Annotated in this window: 16 protein-coding genes; 8 read left to right on the forward strand and 8 right to left on the reverse strand. The window is 75.3% G+C overall.

What is annotated here, in order from left to right; all coding sequences use genetic code 11:
- Positions 1 to 200: 200 nt before the first annotated feature.
- Positions 201 to 998, reverse strand: coding sequence for a DeoR/GlpR family DNA-binding transcription regulator (locus WDZ17_RS03930; protein ID WP_339573819.1), 798 nt, complete (start codon positions 996 to 998; stop codon positions 201 to 203).
- 208 nt (positions 999 to 1,206) lie between these two features.
- On the opposite strand from WDZ17_RS03930, the gene WDZ17_RS03935 reads away from it, so the two are divergent.
- A complete protein-coding gene (locus WDZ17_RS03935) occupies positions 1,207 to 3,762 on the forward strand; it encodes a LamG-like jellyroll fold domain-containing protein (protein WP_339573820.1) in 2,556 nt (851 codons plus the stop codon).
- A 253-nt stretch (positions 3,763 to 4,015) separates the two neighbouring features.
- Positions 4,016 to 4,804, forward strand: coding sequence for an SDR family NAD(P)-dependent oxidoreductase (locus WDZ17_RS03940; protein WP_339573821.1), 789 nt, complete (start codon positions 4,016 to 4,018; stop codon positions 4,802 to 4,804).
- A gap of 70 nt (positions 4,805 to 4,874) precedes the next feature.
- Here the strand turns inward: WDZ17_RS03940 and purU are convergent, their stop codons facing one another.
- The gene (gene purU / locus WDZ17_RS03945; RefSeq protein ID WP_339573822.1) at positions 4,875 to 5,744 is read right to left on the reverse strand and encodes a formyltetrahydrofolate deformylase; all 870 of its coding nucleotides are present in this window, start codon (positions 5,742 to 5,744) and stop codon (positions 4,875 to 4,877) included.
- Between the two features lie 216 nt (positions 5,745 to 5,960).
- Here purU and glyA point away from each other — a divergent pair, with 216 nt between their 5' ends.
- Both glyA and WDZ17_RS03955 read left to right on the forward strand, forming a co-directional pair.
- Complete coding sequence (glyA, locus tag WDZ17_RS03950; protein WP_339573823.1) at positions 5,961 to 7,343, forward strand: serine hydroxymethyltransferase; 1,383 nt, start codon at positions 5,961 to 5,963, stop codon at positions 7,341 to 7,343.
- Entirely contained in the window at positions 7,340 to 8,242 is a 903-nt protein-coding gene (locus tag WDZ17_RS03955; RefSeq protein WP_339573824.1) for a bifunctional methylenetetrahydrofolate dehydrogenase/methenyltetrahydrofolate cyclohydrolase, read from the forward strand. Before glyA ends, WDZ17_RS03955 begins: the two co-directional genes overlap by 4 nt.
- 79 nt (positions 8,243 to 8,321) lie before the next feature.
- On the opposite strand, the gene WDZ17_RS03960 is transcribed toward WDZ17_RS03955, so the two are convergent.
- Complete coding sequence (locus WDZ17_RS03960) at positions 8,322 to 9,110, reverse strand: SDR family oxidoreductase (protein ID WP_422631815.1); 789 nt, start codon at positions 9,108 to 9,110, stop codon at positions 8,322 to 8,324.
- Positions 9,111 to 9,163: 53 nt separating this feature from the next.
- Here WDZ17_RS03960 and WDZ17_RS03965 point away from each other — a divergent pair, with 53 nt between their 5' ends.
- Positions 9,164 to 10,120, forward strand: a complete 957-nt coding sequence (locus WDZ17_RS03965) for an exodeoxyribonuclease III (RefSeq protein WP_339573826.1) — start codon at positions 9,164 to 9,166, stop codon at positions 10,118 to 10,120.
- A 25-nt stretch (positions 10,121 to 10,145) separates the two neighbouring features.
- On the opposite strand, the gene WDZ17_RS03970 is transcribed toward WDZ17_RS03965, so the two are convergent.
- Both WDZ17_RS03970 and WDZ17_RS03975 read right to left on the reverse strand, forming a co-directional pair.
- Positions 10,146 to 10,622 carry a hypothetical protein gene (locus WDZ17_RS03970; protein ID WP_339573827.1) on the reverse strand — a complete coding sequence of 159 codons (477 nt, stop codon included), beginning with the start codon at positions 10,620 to 10,622 and terminating at the stop codon, positions 10,146 to 10,148.
- Between the two features lie 99 nt (positions 10,623 to 10,721).
- Positions 10,722 to 12,278 carry a dihydrolipoyl dehydrogenase family protein gene (locus WDZ17_RS03975; RefSeq protein WP_339573828.1) on the reverse strand — a complete coding sequence of 519 codons (1,557 nt, stop codon included), beginning with the start codon at positions 12,276 to 12,278 and terminating at the stop codon, positions 10,722 to 10,724.
- A gap of 164 nt (positions 12,279 to 12,442) precedes the next feature.
- Between WDZ17_RS03975 and trpS the strand changes: the two genes are divergently transcribed.
- The 3 genes from trpS to WDZ17_RS03990 are packed head-to-tail and all read left to right on the forward strand — an operon-like array spanning position 12,443 to position 15,245.
- A complete protein-coding gene (gene trpS / locus WDZ17_RS03980; protein ID WP_339573829.1) occupies positions 12,443 to 13,546 on the forward strand; it encodes a tryptophan--tRNA ligase in 1,104 nt (367 codons plus the stop codon).
- A complete protein-coding gene (locus WDZ17_RS03985) occupies positions 13,543 to 14,127 on the forward strand; it encodes a 2'-5' RNA ligase family protein (protein WP_339573830.1) in 585 nt (194 codons plus the stop codon). The genes trpS and WDZ17_RS03985 overlap by 4 nt, the downstream gene beginning before the upstream one ends.
- The gene (locus WDZ17_RS03990) at positions 14,124 to 15,245 is read left to right on the forward strand and encodes a YihY/virulence factor BrkB family protein (protein WP_339573831.1); all 1,122 of its coding nucleotides are present in this window, start codon (positions 14,124 to 14,126) and stop codon (positions 15,243 to 15,245) included. Before WDZ17_RS03985 ends, WDZ17_RS03990 begins: the two co-directional genes overlap by 4 nt.
- Positions 15,246 to 15,363: 118 nt before the next feature.
- On the opposite strand, the gene WDZ17_RS03995 is transcribed toward WDZ17_RS03990, so the two are convergent.
- From WDZ17_RS03995 to sdhC, 3 genes are all read right to left on the reverse strand, one after another.
- A complete protein-coding gene (locus WDZ17_RS03995; RefSeq protein ID WP_339573832.1) occupies positions 15,364 to 16,215 on the reverse strand; it encodes a succinate dehydrogenase iron-sulfur subunit in 852 nt (283 codons plus the stop codon).
- Positions 16,216 to 16,280: 65 nt separating this feature from the next.
- Positions 16,281 to 16,742: a succinate dehydrogenase, hydrophobic membrane anchor protein gene (gene sdhD / locus WDZ17_RS04000; protein WP_339573833.1), complete on the reverse strand. Its 462-nt coding sequence runs from the start codon at positions 16,740 to 16,742 to the stop codon at positions 16,281 to 16,283.
- Between the two features lie 2 nt (positions 16,743 to 16,744).
- The gene (sdhC, locus tag WDZ17_RS04005) at positions 16,745 to 17,125 is read right to left on the reverse strand and encodes a succinate dehydrogenase, cytochrome b556 subunit (protein ID WP_339573894.1); all 381 of its coding nucleotides are present in this window, start codon (positions 17,123 to 17,125) and stop codon (positions 16,745 to 16,747) included.
- Between the last annotated feature and the right edge of the window lie 38 nt (positions 17,126 to 17,163).

Here is a 17,163-nt window from a genome sequence, read left to right on the forward strand (position 1 = left end):
AGGCGTCGTCGGGGTACGGGCACCCGACCGGTCAGGACCGGGCGCAGGTCCTGCGGCTCCGCTCGACGCGTCCGTGCGTGCCGCGGGCATCTGTCCGATCGGTCCGATCCTGTCCCTCCTCCGGCCCGGGGTCAAGGAGTCGGCACCCTCGGGCGATCACGGGACGATCACATCCGGTCGTCCGTGGACGGTGCCTCCGGTCAACGGGGTGGGGCGTCCTCCGCGCGGGGCGGGACCTCGGCGAGGTGCACCTGGACGCCGAGCTCGCGCAGGCGCTCCACCTGCTCGGCGGGCGCCCGGGTGGTCGTCACGAGGTGGTCGATCTCCTCGGTCGTGGCCGTGAGCGTCATCGTGTCGACCCCGATCTTCGTCGAGTCGGCGAGGACGACGAGCTCGGCCGCGGAGGCGACCATCGCCCGGTCGACGCCCGCCACCGCGGCGCTGGGCGTGGAGAGCCCGCGCTCGCCGGTGAGCCCGTTGCCGGACAGGAACGCCCGGCGGGTGCGCACGTCGACCAGCGACGCCTCGGCGGCCGTGCCGACGAGCCCGAGGATCGGCCCCCGCAGCGAGCCGCCGGTGAGGACGACCTCGACGCCCCGGGCCCCCGCGAGGGCCTGCGCCACGAGCAGGGAGTTCGTCATGACCGTCAGGTCCGCGCAGGTCGCGAGGCGGCGGGCGAGCGCCTGCGTCGTCGTGCCGGCACCGATGGTGACGGCGTCGCCGGAGTCCACGAGGGAGAGCGCGACCTCGGCCATGGCGGCCTTCTCGTCCGCCGCGACGTCGGCCTTCTCGGCGTAGGGCGCCTCCCGCCCGAGGCCGCCCGGCGGGGCCGCCCCGCCGTGCCGGCGGTCCACGAGGCCCTGGTCGGCCAGCAGGCGCAGGTCGCGGCGCACGGTGACCTCGGAGCTGCCCACCCGGCGGGCGAGCTCGCGCAGGCTCACCGGGCCGCCGGAGTGGACGAGCCCCAGGATGGCCTGTCGGCGCTCGTCGGCGAACACGGCGCGGACCCTACGGGCCCCGGGGCCGCCGTGGAGCGGGTACGCACCGCAGGGGCGTCGGCCGGGACCGACCCTTGACGCCGCCGGTGGCGGACGCGTACCAATCGTCTGTCGTGTCCGCTTGTGCACGGGCGCGACCGGTCGGGACCACCTCGTCCTCACGACCGGAGCCCGACCCGACGCCCTCCGACGACGCAGGAGCCGCCCCGTGACCCTCCGACGACCACGACCGACCCCGCAGGCGCGGGCGGGGCTGCCCGCCGCGCCGCGGTCCCGCAGCCGGCGCAGCGCCGCCGTCGTCGCGGGCGCCGCGCTCGCCGCCTCCCTCACCGTGGCGGCGCCCGCCTCCCAGGCCGCGCCCTCGGCGGTGGAGCCGCTGGAGCCGCCGCTGTCGACGCCCTGGACCGACGAGGTCAGCGCCGACAACGCCCTGCCCGAGTACCCGCGCCCGGCGCTGGCGCGCGAGCAGTGGCAGAACCTCAACGGGGAGTGGCAGTTCGAGGAGATCGGCGAGGACGAGACGCCCACCCCCGGCGCCGCCCTCGACGACCGGATCATCGTGCCGTACCCGGTCGAGTCCGCGCTGTCCGGCGTCCAGGACGAGGAGGTCGACTCGATGGTCTACCGCCGCACCTTCACGGTGCCGCGGGACTGGCGGGTCGGCACGCGCCAGGACCTGCGCCTCAACTTCGGCGCCGTCGACTGGGCGGCCACCGTCTGGGTCAACGGGCAGCAGGTCGCCGAGCACACGGGCGGCTACGACGCCTTCAGCGTCGACGTCACCGACGCGCTGCGCCCGGGCCGCGGCCCGCAGGAGCTCATCGTCAAGGCCGTCGACCCGACGGACGCCGCGGGCATCCCGGTCGGCAAGCAGCGGGAGGACCCGGGCGGGATCTTCTACACCGCGTCCTCGGGCATCTGGCAGACCGTCTGGATGGAGCCCGTCCCGTCCACGTCGGCCGTGACGGAGCTCGACGTGACGCCCGACCTCGACGCGTCGGCGTTCCGCATGACCGTCGGCGCCGAGGGGGCGTCCCGGCTGGCGACCGTCGAGGCCGTCGTCACCGGCGAGGACGGCGAGGAGGTCGCGCGGGCGAGCGGTACCCCGGGGGCGGAGCTCGTGCTGCCCGTGGAGGACCCGCGGCTGTGGAGCCCGGACGACCCCTTCCTCTACGACATGACCGTCACCCTGCGGGACGGCCGGGGCGTCGACACCGTCACGAGCTACGCCGGCATGCGGTCGATCGAGGTCGGCGAGGTGGACGGCGACCAGCGGTTCCTCCTCAACGGCGAGCCCGTCTTCCTGCAGTCGACGCTGGACCAGGGCTACTGGCCGGACGGCATCTACACCGCGCCGACCGACGAGGCGCTGCGCTTCGACATCGAGCAGACGAAGAAGTACGGCTTCAACACCATCCGCAAGCACATCAAGGTGGAGCCGGCGCGCTGGTACTACTGGGCCGACCGCCTCGGGATGATGGTCTGGCAGGACATGCCGTCCACCCGGATCGACGACAGCCTGCCGGAGAGCGACCACGAGAAGTTCGAGGACGAGCTGCACCGGATGGTCGACCAGCACGACTCGGTGACGTCGATCATCGGCTGGATCCCCTTCAACGAGGGCTGGGGCGAGTGGAGCCGGGAGGCGACCGCGCGCATCGCCGGGGACGTCGCCGAGCAGGACCCGAGCCGCGTCGTGAACGCGGCGAGCGGGGTCAACTGCTGCCTCAGCAAGGGCGACAGCGGCGCCGGCGACGTCATCGACTGGCACCAGTACCAGGGACCGGCGTTCCCGACGCCGGACGGCGAGCGCGCCCCGATCGACGGCGAGCACGGCGGCCTCACGCTGCCGGTCGAGGGGCACACCTGGCCCGGCGGCTCCCTCAACCCCTACGGCGCCGTCGCGGACGAGGCGGCGCTGAACGCCGCCTACGTCGACAACCAGGAGAAGGTCGCGCAGGGGGCCCGCGGCACCCTCGCCGGGTCGATCTACACGCAGATCACCGACGTGGAGACCGAGCTCAACGGCCTGTGGACCTACGACCGGCAGGTGGAGAAGGTCGACCCGGCGCAGCTGCGCGCGGTGCACGAGCGCATCTACCGGGCGGCCGACAACCGCGAGGCGCTGCCGCCGGCGCTGCAGGGGACCGGGTACTGGCCGATGGACGAGGGGTCCGGGGACGTCGCCGCGGACGCCGTCGACGGCGCGGACCTCGACTTCCCCGCCGGGGTGTCGTGGACGGACGGCCGGCCCGGCTCCGCGGTCGAGGTCGACGGGTCCCAGTGGGGCGAGACGGACGAGCCCGTGGTCGACACGGACTACGGCTACAGCGTCTCCGCCTGGGTCCGGATGGACAGCAAGGACGGGTTCAAGACGGCCGTGAGCCAGGACGGCACGAGCGCCAGCGCGTTCTTCCTCCAGTACTCGAACGAGGACGACGCCTTCGCGTTCAGCTTCGTCGGCCGGCGCGCGGTGGCCGCGGACGTCGGGTCCCCGGAGCTCGGGCGCTGGTACCACCTCACCGGGGTGCGCGACGTCTACGCCGGCCAGCTGCGGATCTACGTCGACGGACAGCTCGCCGGCGAGACGGCGGCCGGGGCCGGTGACCGCACCGCCGGGCCGACGGTGGTCGGACGTGGACTCTTCGACGGGAACCCGGTGGACTTCTGGGACGGGGCGCTCGACGAGGTGCACGTCTACGACCACGTCCTCGCGCCGAGCGAGATCCAGCGCATCGCCACGGCGGAGCAGCCCCAGGGCTGACCCGCGGCGCACGACGACGGGGCCGGGGGGGGGGGGGGGGGGAAGGGGGGAAAAAAAACAAAAGAATCCTGCTCCCCCCCCCCCCCCTTCCCCCCCCCCCCCCCCCCGTCCCCGTCGCGTTCGTCCGTCTCCTCCTGCGCGTCGTCCTCTCCGGCACGTCGACGGCGTCGTGCCGTGAGAAGGGCCCCGGGACGACGTCATGTCGTCGACGTGCGGCGAAGGAGCGCGGGGGAGGGGCTCCTAGGGTCGGGGCATGGACCTGGGACTGGCGGGGACGCAGGCGCTCGTGACCGGCGCGAGCCGCGGGCTGGGGCTGGCGATCGCCGACGCGCTCGCGGCCGAGGGCGCCGACGTGGCGCTCGTGGCGCGCGGCGCCGACGGCCTCGCGACGGCGGCGGAGCAGGTCGGGCGGCACGGCACGCGGGTGCGGACGGCGGCGGTCGACGTCACCGACCTCGCCGCCCTCGCCGCCGAGGTGGACGCCGCCGCAGCCGATCTCGGCGGGCTGTCGCGCGTCGTCGCGAACGCCGGTGGCACCGTCGGCGGCGGGAACCTGCTGACGGGGACACCGCAGGAGTTCGTCGACACGTACGCGCTCAACGTGGGGCACGCCGTCGCGCTGCTGAAGGCGGCGTCCCCGTACCTGGCCGCCGCGGGAGGCGGTGCGGCGGTCGTCGTGTCGTCGATCACGGGGCAGCGACCGGCCCCCCGGACGGCCTACGCCGCGGCGAAGGCGGCGGAGACGCACCTCGCGGCGACGCTGGCGCGCGAGCTCGCCGTGCAGGGGACCCGCGTGAACTCGGTGAGCCCGGGGTCGATCCTGTTCCCCGGCGGTTCCTGGGAGACCTTCCGCGAGAACAACCCCGAGCGCTACGAGGACTTCCTCGCGCGGGAGTTCCCGCTCGGCCGCCTCGGCTCGCCGCAGGAGGTCGGCCAGGTCGTCGCCTTCCTGCTGTCCGAGCGTGCGTCCTGGGTCTCCGGCACCGACGTCGTCGTCGACGGCGCCCAGGGCTACCCGAGCGGGCGGCGCTTCGACGACTGACCCGAAGGTGTGGACGCAGGACGCGGACAGCCGCGTCCTGGGTCCACACCGTCGGGGTGCCGGTGCGTCGTCAGCGGAAGACGACCGTCCGGTGCCCGTCGAGGAGCACCCGGTGCTCGGCGTGCCAGCGGACGGCGCGCGCGAGCACCTGGGCCTCGACGTCCTGGCCGATGCCGACCATGTCGCGCTCGGTGGAGGCGTGGTCCACGCGCTGGACGTCCTGCTCGATGATCGGCCCCTCGTCGAGGTCGGCCGTCACGTAGTGCGCCGTGGCGCCGATGAGCTTGACGCCCCGGTCGTGGGCCTGCGCGTAGGGGCGGGCGCCCTTGAAGCTCGGCAGGAACGAGTGGTGGATGTTGATGGCCCGGCCGGCCAGCGCCCGGCACAGGTCGTCGGACAGCACCTGCATGTACCGGGCGAGCACGACGAGCTCGACGTCCCGCTCGCGGGCGAGGTCGAGCAGGTGCGCCTCGGCCTCCGCCTTGCGCCCCCGCTCGACGGGCAGGTGCGTGAAGGGGACGCCGTAGGTCGCGGCCATCGGCGCGAGGTCGGGGTGGTTGCCGACGACGCCGACGACGTCGACGGGCAGCCGCCCGGAGCGCTGCCGGAAGAGCAGGTCGTTGAGGCAGTGCGCGGCCCGTGAGACGAGGACGAGCGTGCGCAGCGGCCGGCCGACGACGTCGAGCGTCCACGTCATGCCGAAGCGGTCGGCGACGGGCTCGACGAGGGCGGCCAGCGCCTCGCGCCCCAGCGCGACCTCCACCTGCAGGCGCAGGTGGAAGCGGCCGGTGCCGGGGTCGCCGTACTGCTGGCTCTCCGTGATGTTGCCGCCGGCCCCCGCCAGCACCCCGCTCACGGCGTGGACGATCCCGGGCCCGTCCGGGCAGGTGAGCACCAGCACGTAGGCGGGGACGGCGTCGTCGGGAGGGGCGGTGGTCACGGGCGGGCAGGCTAGTGCGCGCCCGTGGTGGCCCGGCCCGGGCAGGACCGGGCGACCTCGGCGGGCCCCGGCTACCCTGGCCCGGCCGCGACTGGCGAGGGTGGTCACCACCGGGGAGCGGCAGCGGGACGCCCGAGCGCGTGCCGAGCAGAGCGGTCGTCCGCCTGGGCCGCCTGCGAGAGTCCCGCCCGTGCCCGCCAGCCACGAGGAGACGCGATGACGACCGTCGAGCCCGTCCAGCCCCACAGCCCCGACGAGGTCCACGAGGACCCGCCGCCGCCCTCGTCCCCGGGCGGGGGCGCCGGCACCCCGGCCCGGACGCCCGTCGACGGCGGCGTGACGGACCGCCCGCTGTCCGAGGTCGACCCGGAGATCGCCGAGGTCCTCGAGCGCGAGCTGGGCCGCCAGCGCGGAACGCTCGAGATGATCGCCAGCGAGAACTTCGCGCCCCGTGCGGTGCTCGAGGCGCAGGGCTCGGTGCTGACGAACAAGTACGCCGAGGGCTACCCCGGCCGCCGCTACTACGGCGGCTGCGAGTTCGTCGACGTCGCCGAGGAGCTGGCGCGCGAGCGGGCGAAGGCCCTGTTCGGCGCCGAGCACGCCAACGTCCAGCCCCACGCGGGCGCGCAGGCCAACGCCGCCGTCATGCACGCCCTCATCCGGCCCGGCGACACGATCATGGGCCTCGAGCTCGCCCACGGCGGGCACCTCACGCACGGCATGAAGATCAACTTCTCCGGGCGCCTGTACGACGTGGCGACCTACGGGGTCGACGAGCGCACGCACCTCGTCGACATGGACCGCGTCCGGGAGACGGCGCTCGAGCGCCGGCCGAGGCTCATCATCGCCGGCTGGTCCGCCTACGCCCGCCACCTCGACTTCGCGGCCTTCCGGGCCGTGGCCGACGAGGTGGGTGCGCTGCTGATGGTCGACATGGCGCACTTCGCGGGACTCGTCGCCGCGGGCCTGCACCCCTCGCCCGTCCCGCACGCCGACGTCGTCACCTCGACGGTGCACAAGACGCTCGCGGGCCCGCGCAGCGGCGTGATCCTCTGCCGGGCCGAGCACGCGAAGAAGGTCGACTCCGCGGTCTTCCCCGGCCAGCAGGGCGGGCCGCTCATGCACGCCGTCGCGGCGAAGGCGGTCGCGTTCAAGATCGCCGCGACGCCGGAGTTCCGGGAGCGCCAGGAGCGGACGCTGCGCGGTGCGAAGGCCGTCGCGGCGGCCCTGACGACCGACGCCGCCCGCTCCGCCGGCGTCGACGTCCTCACCGGCGGCACGGACGTCCACCTCGTGCTCGCCGACCTCCGGGAGAGCGAGCTCGACGGGAAGCAGGCCGAGGACCGCCTCCACGAGGCGGGCATCACCGTCAACCGCAACGCCGTCCCCTTCGACCCGCGGCCGCCGATGGTGACCTCCGGCCTGCGGATCGGCACGCCGGCGCTCGCCACCCGCGGCTTCGACGACGCCGAGTTCGCCGAGGTCGGCGACGTGATCGCCGCGGCGCTGCAGCCCGAGTGCGACCTCCCGGGGCTGCGGGCGCGCGTGGCCGACCTCGCCGAGCGCTTCCCGCTCTACCCGGGGCTCGAGGAGTGGTGACCGGCGCGCCCTCCGACCGGGGGAGAGCCGTCGTCCTCGACGGGCGCGCCGCGGCCGCCGCGGTGAAGTCCGACCTCGCGCAGCGGGTCTCGGCGCTGCGCGAGCGCGGCGTCGTCCCGGGCCTCGGGACGGTGCTCGTCGGGGACGACCCCGGCAGCGCCACGTACGTGCGGGGCAAGCACCGGGACTGCGCCGAGGTCGGGATCGAGTCGCTGCGCGTCGACCTGCCGGGTGACGTCGCCCAGGCGGAGGTCGAGGCGCGCGTCGCCGAGCTGAACGCCGACCCGGCGTGCACCGGGTTCATCGTCCAGCTGCCGCTGCCCGCCGGGATGGACGCCAACCGGGTGCTCGAGCTCGTCGACCCGGCCAAGGACGCCGACGGCCTGCACCCGACGAACCTCGGGCGGCTCGTGCTCCGGGTCCGCGAGGAGGTCACCTCGCCCCTGCCGTGCACCCCGCGCGGCGTCATCGACCTCCTGCAGCGGCACGAGGTCCCGCTGGACGGCGCCGAGGTCGTCGTCGTCGGCCGGGGGACGACCGTGGGCCGCAGCATCGGCCTGCTGCTGACCCGGCGCGACGTCAACGCCACGGTGACGCTGTGCCACACGGGGACCCGCGACCTCGCCGCCCACCTGCGGCGGGCGGACGTCGTCGTCGCGGCGGCGGGCGTGCCGGGGATCGTGCTCCCGGAGGACGTGCGGCCCGGGGCCGCGGTCCTCGACGTCGGCGTGAGCCGCGTCGTCGACACCGCGGGGAAGGCCTCGCTCGTCGGCGACGTGGCGCCGGGCGTCGAGGACGTCGCCGGGTGGCTGTCCCCCAACCCGGGCGGCGTCGGCCCCATGACGCGCGCGCTGCTGCTGGCGAACGTCGTCGAGGCCGCGGAGCGCGCGGCCGGCTGACGCGCCGGGACGGCGCGTGCCGCGGACGTGGGGCTCGCGCACCTCCGTGGCGCTCGACCGTCCCGGCCGCGCCCGGGTGTCACCCCTCCCGGTGCACCCGGTGCTGGGCGGCCTGGGCGAGGGGCTTGACGACGAGCAGGTCGACGTCGACGTGGGGCGGGCGGGTGACGACGAAGGAGACGCAGTCGGCGACGTCCTCGGCCACGAGCGGCTCGGCGACGCCCTCGTAGACCTTCGCGGCGGCCTCGGCGTCACCGTGGAAGCGCTTGGTGGAGAACTCCTCCGTGGCCACCATGCCCGGCGCGATCTCGCTGACCCGCACCGGCTGCCCGAGCAGCTCCAGGCGCAGGGTCTCGGCCAGCGCCGTCGTGCCGTGCTTGGCCGCGGTGTAGCCGCCGCCGCCCTCGTAGACGATGCGCCCGGCGGTCGACGACATGACGACGACGTGCCCGTCCCCGCTGGCCACCAGCGCCGGCACGAACGCCTTCACCACCCGCAGCGTGCCGAGGACGTTGACGTCGTACATCCACCGCCAGTCCTCGACGTCGGCGTCGACGACGGCGTCCATCCCGACCGCCCCGCCCGCGTTGGCGACGAGGACGGCGCACCCGCCGACCTCCCGGGCCAGGGCCGCGACGGAGGCGTCGTCGGTGACGTCGCAGACGACGGCGCGCCCGCCGACCTCCTCGGCGAGGGCCCGGATCCGGTCCTCGCGGCGTGCGGCGAGCACGACGTCGAAGCCGTCGGCGGCCAGCCGGCGGGCCGTCGCCGCGCCGATACCGCTGCTCGCGCCGGTGACGACGGCGGTGCGGCCACGGGGGCCCGCGGCGGTCGTGGTGGCGTCGGCAGTGGTGGCGTCGGGGGTCATGTCGTCGAGGGGCGCGTCGTCGAGAGGCATGGGCGGCTGCCTAGCATCCCGGCGTGCCCGACGCCTCCGCTGCCCCCCGACCGGTCGACCCCCTCGTCGTCGCCACCGCCAACGTCAACGGGATCCGCGCCGCGGCCCGGCGCGGCATGGGGGCCTGGCTGGCGGGGCGGACCGGCGCGGGCCCGACGGGCGAGAAGAGGGCCGTGGACGTCCTCTGCCTGCAGGAGGTCCGCGCGGACGACGACACGCTGCGGGGCGTCCTCGCCGAGATGGCGGGGGAGGAGGCGCCGGCGCGCGGCGTGGACCAGGGCGACCCGGTCGGCGGGTGGCACGTCGCCCACGTGGAGCCGTCGGGGCAGGGCACCAAGGGGCGCGCCGGCGTCGCCGTCGCCAGCCGTCTCCCGGTGACCGCGGTCCGGACGGACCTGGGGGACGCCGACCCCGACGGCCGCTTCGCCGCCGCGGGTCGCTGGGTCGAGGCCGACCTCGCGCTGGGGGACGGGCGCACGCTCACCGCGGTCAGCGCCTACGTGCACTCCGGCGAGGTGGGCACCCCGAAGCAGGACGACAAGACGGCCTTCCTCGCCGCCATGACGACGCGGATGGCGGCGCTCGCTGCGGACGACGGGGCCCTCGCCGTCGTCACGGGCGACCTCAACGTCGGCCACCGCGAGCTGGACATCAGGAACTGGAAGGGCAACCAGAAGAAGGCGGGTTTCCTGCCGGAGGAGCGCGCCGTCCTCGACCGCTGGCTGCGCGCGCCGGGGGACGGCGACGGCCTCGGCTGGGGAGACGTCGCCCGCCGTCTCGCCGGCGAGGTGGACGGCCCCTACTCCTGGTGGTCCTGGCGCGGCCAGGCCTTCGACCGCGACACGGGGTGGCGCATCGACTACCAGCTGGCCACGCCGGCGCTGGCCGCGGCCGCGCGCTCGTGCGAGGTGGACCGGGCGTCCACCTACGCCGAGCGCTGGAGCGATCACGCGCCCGTCGTCGCCTCCTACGGGCTCTGACGGGACGCGCGGCGCCCCGGGGACCTCACCGCTCCAGCAGGAACAGCGCCGCGACGGCGCCGAAGACGAGGTGGGCGGCCACCTCGAGCGGCTGGTTGGTCACCGCGAGGAAGGCCGACAGGTGGTCGACGGACCGGCTGAGCACCTGGAAGTCGACGAGGTAGATCACGAGGCCCGCGACGAGGCCCCCGAGGGCGACGAGCGCGGGACGCCGGCGGACGGGCCGGGCCGCGAGGGCGAGGACCACGCCGAACGCGATGCTGATGACGACGTGCAGGACGACGCCGAGGGGGACCGACGCCTCCGTCGGGGGCGGGCCCTGGACGAGCGTGGCGATGGTCCGGAACGGCGCCGGCCAGGGCATGCCCTGGGTCGTGACGAAGGCGCTGTTGACGGCGAGGAAGACGGCCCCCCCGACGAGGCCGCCGAGGGCTCCTCTCCCGAGCCACGCCCCGGTGCTCGTGCGGCGGTCCTCGGTGGTCCTGCTGCCGGTGCTGCTCACGGTCGTCTCCTCCTGGGGTGCGGTCCCCCCGCGCGCTGCTTCGGAGGCAGCGCGCAGGGGGTCTGCCTCCTCAGGTCACGATCGGGTACCGGCCGCACCTCACCCGGCCGCGTGCGCCGGCTCGGCGGCCCCCTGCGTCGGCCGCGGCAGCTCGCCGCGGCGCTCGCGCACCTGGTCGCGGGCGCTCTCGGCGGCCGGCAGCAGCAGCTCGCCCCACGCGGGGAACGGGTGCACCACCTCGGCGAGCAGCTCGACGGTGAGCCGAGCGCGCACGGCGAGCACCAGCTCGCCGCCCCAGCTGTCCGCCTCGGGCCCGACGGCGGACGCGCCGAGCAGCACGCCGGTCCCGGCGTCGACCACCAGCTCGACCGTCCCCGGCCCGTCGTAGCGCTCCACGTGCGCCCGGCCGGTGTCGTGGCTCGCCTGCACGGCCACGACGACCTCGTGGCCGGCGTCGCGGGCGCCCTCCGCCGTCAGACCGGTGGCCAGGACCGACGGCTCGGTGTAGACCGCGCGCGGCATCCCGGTCTCGTCCCCGGCGCGGGGGTGCCCGGTGAGGGCGTCGGCGACGACGCGCGCCTGGTAGTTGGCGCCGTGGGTGTACGGGGCGCGCCCGTTGACGTCGCCGACGGCGTAGACGTCGTCGAGCGGCTGCCCGTCCGCGAGGACCCGGTACCGGTCGTCGACGGCGAGCGCGCCGGCGTCGGTGACGTCGAGGCCCTGCGTCTGCACGCACTCCAGCCGCGGTCGGCGGCCGCTCGCGAGCAGGACGCGCTCGCCGGTCACCTCGGAGCCGTCGTCGAGCTCCAGGACGACGCCGTCACCACCGGTCCGCGCGCGGCTCGCCGTGACGCCGGTGCGCACGTCCACCCCGGACCCCGCGAGCGCCTGCTCGACCGCCTCGCCGACGGAGGGCTGCTCGGAGGCGAGCAGCCGGGGGGTGGTCTCCACGAGCGTCGTCCGGACCCCGAAGGAGGCGTACACCTGGGACAGCTCGCACCCGACCGCGCCGCCGCCGAGCACGACGAGGCTCGCGGGGCGGTGGTCGCTGGTCAGGGCCTCGTCGCTGGTCCACGTCGGGACGTCCTCGAGGCCGTCGACCGGGGGCGCCGACGGGGTGCTCCCGGTGGCGACGACGAGGGTGCGCCAGCCGATCTCCTCGACCTCGCCCGCCCCGTCGTCCGGCCCGTCGTCCGGCCCGTCGTCCGGCCCGGAGGCGCCGCGCCGCACCCGGACGAGGCCGCCGCCGCCGGGGGAGCGCTCGACCTCGGCCCAGCCGCGGACCAGCTCGACGCCGGCGTCGGCGAGCCCCCGGACCTTCCCGCTGTCGTCGAGGCCCGCCGTCGCCTCCCGGCGCCGCTGCAGCGCCCACGACCAGGCGGCGTCGTGGTCGGTCGACCCGCCGGCCCGGTGCGCGTGCCCCGCCAGCAGCATCGCCTTGCTCGGCACGCACGCCCAGAACGGGCACTCGCCGCCGACGAGCGAGGCCTCGACGACGACGACGGACAGGCCGGCCGCGGCGGCGCGGGGACCGGCCGTCTCGGCGGCGGAGCCACCCCCGACCACGACGACGTCGACGGTGCGGGGGACGCGCGAGGAGGCGCGGTCGGCGGCGGGGCTCGTCTCGGCGGTCGTCGGCTGCGCGGTCGTGGTCATGCCCGCGAGTCTGCGGGGGCGGTGGTCGGCCGCACGGGCGGGTCGCCGGATCGGGTGACGGCGCCGGGGCGGCCGCGGCCGCGGCCGGACCCGGCCGGCGGCGGCACCCCGGCGACGGCGGCGAGCCCGGCCGACGACGGACGGGGGCTGCCATGATGGCGCGCATGCCCGCACCGCCCCCCGCCGCCGGCACCGAGGTCGCCGGCGCCGTCCCCCGGCAGGCCGACGAGCCCCGGTCCGCGCAGGTCGACCGCACCCGCCGCCCACGCATCCTGTCCGGGATGCAGCCGACGTCGGACTCGCTCCACCTCGGCAACTACCTCGGCGCCCTGCGGCAGTGGGTGTCGCTGCAGGAGACGCACGACGCGCTCTACTGCGTCGTCGACCTGCACGCGCTGACCGTGCAGACCGACCCGGCCGTCCTGCGCCGCCGGACGCGGCAGACGGCGGCGCAGTACCTCGCGGCCGGTGTCGACCCCGGGCGCGCCTCGCTCTTCGTGCAGAGCCACGTCCCCGAGCACGCCCAGCTCGCCTGGGTGCTCTCCTGCCTCACCGGGTTCGGCGAGGCGAGCCGGATGACGCAGTTCAAGGACAAGAGCGTGCGCGCCGGCGCCGAGCAGGCGACCGTCGGGCTGTTCACCTACCCGGTCCTCATGGCGGCGGACATCCTGCTCTACGACACCGACCAGGTCCCCGTCGGCGACGACCAGCGCCAGCACCTGGAGCTGACCCGCGACCTGGCCGGCCGCTTCAACAGCCGGTTCGGCGACACGTTCGTCGTCCCGCAGGCCTTCATCCCGCCCGCGACGGCGCGGGTGTCGGACCTCCAGGACCCGACGGCCAAGATGAGCAAGAGCGCCGCCAGCGCGGCCGGGCTGGTCGACCTCCTCGACGAGCCGCGCGTCGTGGCGAAGAAGATCCGGTCGGCCGTCACGGACACCGGCCGCGAGGTGGTGCACGACCCGGCGGGCAAGCCGGGCGTCTCGAACCTGCTCGACATCCACAGCGCGCTGTCGGGCACCGGCATCCCCGAGCTGGAGCAGCGCTTCGCCGGGCGCGGCTACGGGGACCTGAAGAAGGAGGTCGCCGAGGTCGTCGTCGCCGTCCTCGACCCCGTCCGCACCCGCACGCTGGAGCTGATGGACGACCCCGCCGAGCTGGACGCGCTGCTCGCGCGCGGCGCGGAGCGGGCGCGCGGCATCGCCGGCGACGTGCTGGCGCGGGTCCACGACCGCCTCGGCCTGCTGCCCCCGGCGGCGCGCGCGTGAGCGCTCGCGACGTGCCCGACGCGACGATGGGGCTCGACCTCGGGCCCGTCGCCGACGGCACGGTCACGGTGGGGGTCGCGGTCGCGGTGCCCGACCCGCACGCCGCCGAGCTGCAGCAGCACCGCCGCAGCTTCGGCGACCCCCTCGCCGACGCCGTCCCGGCGCACGTCACGCTGCTGCCGCCGACACCGCTGCCGGCGGGCTCCGTCGACGGGGTCCTCGAGCACCTCGACCGCGCGGCGCGGGGGACGGCGCCCTTCACGATGCGGCTGCGCGGCACCGGCACCTTCCGCCCCGTCTCGCCCGTGGTCTTCGTCCAGGTCGCCGAGGGCATCGCGGCGTGCGAGCTCCTGGAGCGGGCCGTGCGGTGCGGGCCCCTGCAGCGTGACGTCGAGTTCGCCTACCACCCGCACGTCACGGTCGCCCACCACGTCGCGCCGCCGGCGCTCGACCGCGCCTTCGACGAGCTCGCCGACTACGAGGTGGCCTTCGGCGTCGACGCGTTCTGGCTGTACCGGCACGGCGACGACGGCGTGTGGCGGCCCGACCACCGGTTCGCGCTCACGGGGGGTGCCCGGTGAGCGACGACGGCGCGGACGGCGCGCAGCCGGGCCTGCTCGCCCGGGTCATGCACTGGCGGCCCGTGCGGGCCTACCTGCACTACAGCGGCAACCGCGGCAACGTGCTCGCGGGCGGGGTCGCCTTCGTGGGGCTGTTCTCGCTCGTGTCGCTGCTCGTCGTCGCCGTGACGGTGCTGGGTCTCGTCTTCGGCTCGAGCTCGGGCCTGCAGACCGACGTGTACGCCCAGGTGAACGCCGCGGTCCCGAACCTCCTCGTCACACCGGACAGCCAGGGCGGCTTCCTGGACCCCGAGAGCCTGCTGCGCTCCGACGTGCTGAGCATCACGGGGGCGGTGGCCCTCGTCGTCGCCCTCGTCAGCGGTCTGGGCTGGCTCGACGCGCTCCGCGAGGGCATCCGCGCCGTCTTCACCGAGCCGCCGGACCGGCGGCCCTTCCTGCCGAAGAAGGCCCGCGACCTGCTCGTCCTGCTGACCCTGGGACTGGCCGTCCTCGTCGCGGGCCTCGGCGCCGCCGTCGTGGGAGCCGCGGCGACGCCGATCCTGTCGTTGGTCGACCTGGACGAGTCGCCGGTGGCGACGACGGGCCTCCCCCTCGTGACCTTCCTCGTCGTCGCCGCGATCGACACAGGCGTCTTCCTCCTGCTGTTCCGCGTGCTGTCCGACCTGCGCCTGCCGCTGCGGGACGTCCGCCAGGGCGCCGTCGTCGGCGGCGTCGCGCTGGCGCTCATCACGACGCTCGGCGGCGGGCTGCTCCAGCTCGTCGGCGGCAACAACCCCGTCGTGACGGCCAGCGCGACGCTCGGCGCGATCCTCGTGTGGCTCAACCTCCTGTCGAGGGTGACGCTCGTGGCCGCCGCCTGGGCCGCGACGACGGCCGAGGACGCCGGCACCGTGCGGCTCGAGCGGCGGGGGGCGACGCTGCCGCCCGGGGCGGTGCGCGAGGACCTCGACGTCCCCGCCGGGCCGCGGCCGCGCACGGCCGTCGCCTTCGACCAGCGCACCACCGACCGCACGACCCTCGCGGCGGGCGCGGTCCTCGGCGTCGTCGGCGCGAGCCTGGTGCACCTCACCGCCGGCGCGGCCCGCGCGGTCGTGGACGGGGTGCGCGGGCGACGCTGACCGCGGCTCCGTCCCGGCGGTCCTGCGCCGGACGCGACGCAGGCCCGGTCCCCAGGGGGGGACCGGGCCTCTTCGTGTCGCGCCGGACGTGGGGGCGGGGCCGGTCACGCCGAGCGGGTCAGACCGAGCGGGTCAGCAGGGCGCGCTTGACCTCGTGGATCGCCTTCGTCACCTGGATGCCGCGGGGGCAGGCCTCGGTGCAGTTGAAGGTGGTGCGGCAGCGCCAGACGCCCTCGCGGTCGTTGAGCACCTCGAGGCGGACGTCGGCGCCCTCGTCCCGGCTGTCGAAGATGAACCGGTGGGCGTTGACGATGGCCGCGGGGCCGAAGTACTGGCCGTCGGTCCAGAAGACCGGGCACGACGAGGTGCAGGCGGCGCAGAGGATGCACTTGGTCGTGTCGTCGAAGCGCTCCCGGTCCTCCTGGCTCTGCAGGCGCTCGCGCGTCGGCTGGTGCCCGGAGGTGATGAGGAAGGGCATGACCTCGCGGTAGGACTGGAAGAAGGGGTCCATGTCCACGACGAGGTCCTTCTCGACCGGCAGCCCCTTGATCGGCTCCACCGTGATGGGCTTGTCCGGGTTGACGTCCTTCACCAGCACCTTGCAGGCCAGCCGGTTGACGCCGTTGATGCGCATGGCGTCCGACCCGCAGACGCCGTGGGCGCAGGAGCGGCGGAACGTCAGGGAGCCGTCCTGCTCCCACTTGATCTTGTGCAGGGCGTCGAGGACACGGTCGGTCCCGTGGACCGTGACCGTGAACTCCTGCCAGTGCGCCTCGGCGGGGCTCTCGTCGTCGCCGTCCTCGGAGTTGTAGCGACGGACCCGCAGCGTCACGTCGAAAGTGGGGATCGCCCCCAGCCCACCGTCGTCGGCGGACGCCTGCTCACCGCCCTTGCCGCGCGGCGCGCCGTCCTCGTCGAACGGCTCGTCGTTGCGCTTCGCGGCGGACTTCTCGCGCTCGGTGGTGCTCATCGGTGCGGAGGCTCTTCTCTGGTGTCGGGGGCGGGCCCGGGACGTGTCGCGCGTGCGCGGGGGCGTCAGGCGGGGCAGAAGCTCGCCGCGGCGGGCAGCAGCGCGCCGTCGGCGCCGACGGGGCACGGCTCGAAGGTGAAGATGACGAGCGTGCCCAGGACGACGGTGAAGACCAGCGCGAGGGCGACGAGGGTCTTGAGCACGATGCGGGTCGTGTCGCGCTCGGCGTAGTCGTTGATGATCGTCCGCACGCCGTTGCTGCCGTGGATCATCGCGAGCCACAGCATGGCGAGGTCCCAGACCTGCCAGAAGGGGCTGGCCCACTTGCCGGCGACGAAGCCGAAGTCGAGCCCGGTGATGCCGTCACCCACCACCAGGTTGACGAAGAGGTGCCCGAGGACGAGCACCACGAGCACGACGCCGGAGGCCCGCATGAACAGCCAGCTGTACATCTCGTAGTTCGAGCGACGGGACGCCGAGCGCCGGTAGGGGGTCGAGCGGGGCACCTCGAGGGCGGGAGCGGCCATGGTCAGGCTCCGAAGACGTGGGAGAGGTGGCGGACCAGGAAGGGCACGAACAGCAAGACCCAGATCGCGCCCACGGCCCAGAGCATCTGGCGGTGGTAGCGCGGCCCCTTCGACCAGAAGTCGACGAGCATCACGCGGATGCCGTTGAAGGCGTGGAACAGGACGGCGCCGACGAGGCCCGCCTCGCCCAGGCCGACCACCGGGTTCTTGTACGTGTCGATGACGGCGTTGTACGCCTCGGGGGAGACCCGCACGAGCGAGGTGTCCAGCACGTGCACGAGGAGGAAGACGAAGATCAGCAGCCCGGTGATGCGGTGGGCGACCCACGACCACATGCCCTCGCGACCGCGGTAGAGGGTGCCCTTGGGGACGACGTCGCGCACGGAGCGCCCCCGGCTCGTGGGCTGCTCCGGCGCCCCGC

The organism is Pseudokineococcus basanitobsidens (assembly GCF_037482545.1).
GTDB classification, from domain to species: domain Bacteria; phylum Actinomycetota; class Actinomycetes; order Actinomycetales; family Quadrisphaeraceae; genus Pseudokineococcus; species Pseudokineococcus basanitobsidens.